This window comes from Rhodococcus sp. P14 (assembly GCF_000256505.1).
Taxonomy (GTDB): domain Bacteria; phylum Actinomycetota; class Actinomycetes; order Mycobacteriales; family Mycobacteriaceae; genus Rhodococcus; species Rhodococcus ruber.
This window is the reverse complement of sequence record NZ_AJFC01000284.1, coordinates 1-4,830: the sequence shown is the minus strand read 5'-3', so window position 1 is coordinate 4,830 and position 4,830 is coordinate 1. Positions and strand designations below refer to the sequence as shown.

Below are 4,830 nucleotides of genomic sequence, written 5' to 3'. Positions count from 1 at the left end.
AAGCCCCCCCGCGCCGCCCAGCCGCTCGGCAGGGTCGAGCGGCTGACCCGGCTCGATGGCGTCCAGTGCGGCGGACGGATCGTCGGGATCTCCAGCGAATGGGTCCGGTGGCAGACCGGGAGGCAACTGATCACGCACGACTCCACGGTACGCAGTCCGACGGGGTCCGCGCCAGCCGTCACACCGTGGACTTCCCGCGGACCTTCGTGTACGCGTGCGGATGCGCGTGTGTGCCGGTCCCGGTGAACCGATACGATAGTTCACGAGCAGGGCATCGTTGTTCGGAGCGTCCGGGGAACGGTGCGCACCGCTCGCACCATTGTCTTTCACGACATTGTGTTCCGTAATCACCGATGCCGGGCCGGGGGCCACCCGCCCGCACCGTATCGACGCGTCATGGAGGGTCCGAACCGCATGAGGAGTACCGGAGGGCACGTGCATACCGGCGGTGACGACCCGGACAAGGTCGCCATGCTGGGTCTGACCTTCGACGACGTGCTGCTGCTGCCGGCCGCGTCGGACGTCATCCCGAGCCAGGTGGACACGTCGAGCCAGCTGACCCGGGACATCCGTCTCCGGGTTCCGCTGGTCAGTTCCGCGATGGACACCGTCACCGAGTCGCGCATGGCCATCGCGATGGCCCGCGCCGGGGGTATGGGCGTCCTGCACCGCAATCTGTCCGCCGAGGCGCAGGCCGCGCAGGTCGAGACCGTGAAGCGGTCCGAGGCGGGCATGGTCACCGACCCGGTCACCTGCAAGCCGACCGCCACCCTCGCCGAGGTCGACGCCATGTGTGCGCGCTTCCGCATCTCGGGGCTGCCCGTCACCGACGACGAGGGCCAGCTCGTCGGCATCATCACCAACCGGGACATGCGGTTCGAGGTCGACCAGAACCGCCCGGTCGCGGAGGTCATGACCAAGGCGCCGCTGGTGACCGCCCAGGAGGGTGTCACCGCCGAAGCCGCCCTCGGGTTGCTGCGCCGTCACAAGATCGAGAAGCTGCCGATCGTCGACGGGCAGGGTCGCCTGACCGGACTGATCACCGTCAAGGACTTCGTCAAGACCGAGCAGCACCCCGACGCCACCAAGGACCGCGACGGTCGCCTGCTCGTCGGTGCCGCGGTCGGCGTGGGCGACGACGCGTGGTCCCGGGCCATGACCCTGGCGGACGCCGGGGTGGACGTGTTCGTGGTCGACAGCGCCCACGGTCACTCCGCGGGTGTTCTCGGGATGATCGCCAAGCTCAAGGCCGAGGTCGGCGATCGGGTCCAGATCATCGGCGGCAACGTCGCGACCCGGGCGGGTGCCGCAGCGCTCATCGAGGCCGGTGTGGACGCCGTGAAGGTCGGCGTGGGTCCCGGCTCCATCTGCACCACCCGCGTCATCGCGGGCGTCGGCGCGCCGCAGATCACCGCCATCCTCGAGGCCGTCGCCGCCGCCAAGCCCGCGGGCGTCCCGGTCATCGCCGACGGCGGCCTGCAGTTCTCCGGCGACGTCGCCAAGGCGCTCGCCGCCGGCGCCTCCACGGCCATGCTCGGCTCCCTGCTGGCCGGCACGGCCGAATCGCCGGGTGAGTTGATCCTCGTCAACGGCAAGCAGTTCAAGAGCTACCGCGGCATGGGTTCGCTCGGCGCGATGCAGAGCCGGGGCGCGGGCAAGTCGTACTCGAAGGACCGTTACTTCCAGGACGACGTGCTCTCCGAGGACAAGCTGGTGCCCGAGGGCATCGAAGGTCGTGTGCCGTTCCGCGGTCCGCTGCAGCAGGTCACGCACCAGCTGATCGGCGGCCTGCGGGCAGCGATGGGCTATGCCGGTGCCGCCACCATCGAACAGCTGCAGGAGGCGCAGTTCGTGCAGATCACGGCGGCGGGCCTGAAGGAGAGCCATCCCCACGACATCACGATCACGGCCGAAGCACCGAACTACGTGGTTCGGTAGAGCAGTGGTTCGGTAGAGCAAGAGTCCGCGATCGGCCCCCGCCGGAGTGTCCGGTGGGGGCATCTACCTGAGAAGAAAGGGACGCGCGTGCGCGACCTGGTTGAAATCGGCATGGGGCGAACCGCCCGACGCACCTACGAGCTGGACGACATCAACATCGTGCCGTCCCGCCGGACGCGCTCCTCGAAGGAGGTGTCGACGGCTTGGCAGCTCGACGCGTACCGATTCGACATCCCGCTGCTCGCCCATCCCACCGACGCGCTGGTCTCGCCGTCCTTCGCGGTGCAACTGGGCAAGGCCGGTGGCCTCGGCGTCATCAACGGTGAGGGCCTGTGGGGCCGGCACGCCGATGTCGATGCCGAGATCGAACGCCTCGTCGGCATCGCCGAGTCCGACCCGGACCCGGCAGCGGCGATCGCGCACCTGCAGAAGCTCCACGCGGCCCCGCTGCAGCCCGATTTACTCGCTGCCGCGATCGCGCAGGTGCGCGATGCCGGCGTGACCACGGCCGTGCGGGTCAGCCCGCAGAATGCGCGGGCGCTGACTCCGCACCTGGTGAAGGCCGGCCTCGACCTGCTGGTCATCCACGGGACCATCATCTCCGCGGAGCACGTGGCGCACGGTGAGAGCGAGCCGCTGAACCTCAAGACGTTCATCTCCGAGCTGGACGTGCCGGTCGTCGCGGGTGGTGTGAGCGATCACCGCACCGCGCTGCACCTGATGCGTACCGGAGCGGCGGGCGTCGTCGTCGGCTACGGCTCGACAGCGGGCGCCACCACCACCAGCGAGGTACTGGGCATCGGAGTGCCCATGGCGACGGCGATCGCCGACGCGGCCGCCGCCCGTCGCGACTACCTGGACGAAACCGGTGGCCGGTACGTCCACGTCATCGCCGACGGCGACATCGAGACCTCGGGCGACCTGGCCAAGGCCATCGCCTGCGGTGCCGACGCCGCCGTGCTCGGTGCCCCCCTCGCGGTATCGGCCGAGGCCCCGGGCCGGGGCTGGTACTGGCCGTCGGCGAGTGCGCATCCGTCCGTGCCGCGCGGCGCGCTGCTGCAGGTCGCCTACGACGAGCGCCCGAGCCTGGACCGCGTGCTCACCGGTCCGTCCGACGATCCGTTCGGCTCGCTGAACCTGGTCGGCGGTCTGCGCCGTGCGATGGCGAAGTCGGGTTACTCGGACCTCAAGGAGTTCCAGAAGGTCGGCCTGACCGTCCGCGCCTGACCCGCCGCTACCCCCTTACCCGCTGTGGCCGAATGTCACATCGCGTCGATTCGATCGAAGCGGTGTGACATTCGGCCACAGCCGTTTCCGGCCCTCACCTGCGGTTTATGAAACTCATGGTTACAGTTAGGGCACCCTTGTGGCAATGGTCACAGCAAGCCCGTGCATACTGGTGAGTAACAACCAGCTTCATGGAGGTGTTTCGGTGGGTGAGCAGCGCGCGACGGACTACGACGTCCTCATCGTCGGATCGGGGTTCGGTGGAAGTGTGACGGCCCTGCGGCTCGTGGAGAAGGGGTACAGGGTCGGCATCCTCGAAGCGGGCCGGCGCTTCGCCGACGCCGACTTCGCGAAGACCAGCTGGGATCTCAAGCGATTCCTGTGGGCACCCAAGCTGGGGTGCTTCGGTATCCAGCGGATCCATCTGCTGCACGACGTCCTCATCCTCGCCGGAGCCGGCGTCGGCGGTGGCTCCCTCAACTACGCCAACACCCTCTACAAGCCGCCGGCTCCGTTCTTCGAAGACGGCCAGTGGGCACACATCACCGACTGGAACGACGAGCTCAGCCCCTTCTACGACCAGGCACGTCGCATGCTCGGCGTGGTGCAGAACCCGCACATGACCCCCGCGGACGAGATCGTCAAGTCCGTCGCCGCGGACATGGGCGTGGGCGACACCTTCATCCAGACCCCGGTGGGGGTGTACTTCGGGGAGCCCGGGCGTACCGTCGCCGACCCGTACTTCGGCGGTGTCGGCCCCGACCGCACGGGCTGCATCGAATGCGGCGAGTGCATGACCGGATGCCGGCACGGCGCCAAGAACACACTGCTGAAGAACTATCTCGGGCTCGCCGAACGGGCCGGCGCCGAGATCGTCCCCCTCACCACGGTCACCGGCCTGCGCCAGGCCCCCGACGGCACGTGGGACGTCGACACCGAGCGCACCGGCGCGTGGAAGCGGAAGAACCGTCGTACCTACACGGCCGGGCACGTCGTCCTCGCCGCCGGCACGTGGGGCACCCAGCATCTCCTGCACCACCTCAAGGACACCGGCGCCCTGCCGGAACTGTCCGACCGGCTGGGTCATCTGACCCGCACCAACTCCGAGTCGATCGTCGGCGCCGGGAAGATGAGCGTCGACCCGGACCTCGACCTCACCCGCGGTGTGGCGATCACGTCGTCGTTCCATCCCACTGCCGACACCCACATCGAGCCGGTCCGCTACGGCAAGGGTTCGAACGCGATGGGTCTGCTGCAGACGTTGATGACCGACGGCGGCGGCCGCACCCCACGCTGGCTGAAGTTCCTCGGCCAGGTGGTGAAGAACCCGGTCCAGATGGCCCGGATGCTCAGCGTCAAGGACTGGAGCGAGCGCACCATCATCGCCCTGGTCATGCAGAACCTGGACAACTCGATCGTCACCTACACCAAGAAGGGCTTGTTCGGTCGCCGCAAGGTCACCAGCCGGCAGGGCCACGGGCACCCCAACCCGACGTGGATTCCCGTCGGCAACGAGGCCACCCGCCGGATCGCCGAGAAGATCGACGGCGTCCCGGGCGGCACCTGGGGGGAGATCTTCAACGTCCCGCTCACCGCGCACTTCCTCGGTGGCTGCGTGATCGGCACCGATCCCGAGCACGGCGTCATCGACCCGTACCACCGCGT

General features: G+C 68.8%; 4 protein-coding genes. 3 read left to right on the top strand and 1 reads right to left on the bottom strand.

From position 1 onward, the window contains the following. A partial coding sequence (locus OEY_RS30885) for a DUF5319 family protein (protein ID WP_192811079.1) occupies window positions 1-138 on the bottom strand: 138 nt, incomplete at its 3' end. A gap of 276 nt (window positions 139-414) precedes the next feature. Between OEY_RS30885 and guaB the strand changes: the two genes are divergently transcribed. The 3 genes from guaB to OEY_RS0119900 form a co-directional block, all read left to right on the top strand. Beyond that, complete coding sequence (gene guaB / locus OEY_RS0119910; protein WP_029540128.1) at window positions 415-1,938, top strand: IMP dehydrogenase; 1,524 nt, start codon at window positions 415-417, stop codon at window positions 1,936-1,938. Between the two features lie 87 nt (window positions 1,939-2,025). Beyond that, window positions 2,026-3,165, top strand: a complete 1,140-nt coding sequence (locus OEY_RS0119905; protein ID WP_010595561.1) for a GuaB3 family IMP dehydrogenase-related protein — start codon at window positions 2,026-2,028, stop codon at window positions 3,163-3,165. 205 nt (window positions 3,166-3,370) lie between these two features. Further along, window positions 3,371-4,830, top strand: a 1,460-nt coding sequence (locus OEY_RS0119900; protein ID WP_010595560.1) for a GMC family oxidoreductase N-terminal domain-containing protein, incomplete at its 3' end; no start/stop codon positions are given.